The organism is Nonomuraea mesophila, assembly GCF_004352805.1.
GTDB lineage: Bacteria > Actinomycetota > Actinomycetes > Streptosporangiales > Streptosporangiaceae > Nonomuraea > Nonomuraea longispora.
The window spans coordinates 1-1,547 of sequence record NZ_SMLD01000368.1; the positions used below are offsets into that span (position 1 = coordinate 1).

At 66.5% G+C, this 1,547-nt stretch carries 2 protein-coding genes; both read right to left on the reverse strand.

Annotated elements, in window-relative coordinates; translation table 11 throughout:
- Positions 1–191: 191 nt before the first annotated feature.
- Positions 192–422: a hypothetical protein gene (locus E1295_RS48060; protein ID WP_132642075.1), complete on the reverse strand. Its 231-nt coding sequence runs from the start codon at positions 420–422 to the stop codon at positions 192–194.
- A 173-nt stretch (positions 423–595) separates the two neighbouring features.
- On the reverse strand, positions 596–1,120 hold the full coding sequence (locus E1295_RS48065) for a hypothetical protein (RefSeq protein WP_132642077.1): 525 nt from the start codon (positions 1,118–1,120) through the stop codon (positions 596–598).
- Positions 1,121–1,547 lie beyond the last annotated feature (427 nt).

Consider the following 1,547-nt stretch of genomic DNA (forward strand, 5'->3'; position numbering starts at 1 on the left):
GGTGGGGGTGCGCCCTGCCCGTCCCGGTGCCCCGTGCCCACGGGTCCGGGGTGCGTGCGCGGCAGCGTGTGTGCACTGTGTGGGTGTGTGGTGTGCAGGGGTGGCATGGGGTCGGGCCCACGCGCGTATGCTGCCCCACCCTCGTAGGCAGCCCCCGGCGCGCATGGGCCCTGCTCTGTGCCCCCCTTGTTTCACCACGCCCGGGAGGTTGGTGAGGCCGGCCGCCCCGGCTTGTTGCCTTTGGCCTGGTTGCATTTGCGTCCGCAGGTGGGGCAGCCGTTGACGCCGTGTGCGGGGCGTAGGTATTGCGGGTCGCACGGGTCGAGGCCGAGCGCCTCGAGGATCTGTAGCGCGGGTTCGTGGTCGACGTCGGCGGCGCCGTCGTGTCCGCAGAGCCAGCACAGGCGGGATGCGTCGAGCACGGCTTTGCGTGCGGTGCGCCATCGGTGGCCGGTGCGTCCGGGGCTGCGGGGCATGCCGGATCACCCCCGGGAAATGCCGATGCCCCGCTCTGTGGCGGGGCATACGTGTCCGGGCATGCCGAACACGCCTCGATCATGAGTTATCCACAGGCTTGGTGTCAAGCCAGCCTGACCTACGTCGGCATATGGATCACCTGACGTGCGGCGTCGGTATCCATGCTTGCCCAGTCGCTCCAAATCACTTCCTTGTTGGCCAGTTCTGCGCCGACCCGAACGCGGGAGGTTTCCTCGTGAGGTGTTGAGGCTGGTCTCTTGTGGCTGCTTCCAGCCCACCACGTCTCTTGTTGGATGCCGTCAAGGGTGTGCCCAAGCGCAGGGCCAACGACCTCGATCACGAAGCTCTCTTCCCCGGCTACTTGTCCGTGGAATCTGGTGACCTGCACCTTGCCCATGCGGCGGTTGCTGACGACGATCTCGGTTTGGGTTCGACGGCTGATCGTGTCTGGACCAATCTCGATATCGGTGGCCGAAATTTCGATGTCTACGACGACTTCGTAGTGGCCGCGTTCGTAGGCGCGTTTGGCGATGATCATGCTGCGGCTTGCGAGGAATGCGCTGGCGCCGGCGATGATAATGCCCAGTGCTGTGAAACCGCGGGCAACCCAGTCGGGCTCTGCCGCTAGGACAAGTAAGTTCACATGTATATGATGCCCGGTCGGATTATCGTGCCGTGCCGTGAACACGCTTGGCCAAGCGCTCCCATTGCCCGATGGGCCAACACGGTTGCCCCTGCCACCACGTGCCGACGTCGCGCAACGGCGGGTTGCACAGTCCCCAACAGATGATCGCGATTTGGTTGCCGGGCAGAGTGACGACGGCCCACGTGTAGGCGCCGCCGGCGGGGGTTTCGGGGGTGAGCCCTTTGCACCACGGGCAGACCACGGTGACGCGGTGCCCGTCGTAGAGCAGGCATAGGGCGCGGGCGGTCTGCTCGTACATGCGGCGGGTGACGGGTGCGGCCCACGCGTCCCATGCGAGGTCGTCGAGCTCGCGGAGGCGGGCGGCGGCGTAGCGCAGCCATGGGCGGGCGTCGAGGGTGCCGGGCCCTGTCTCTTATACACCTCT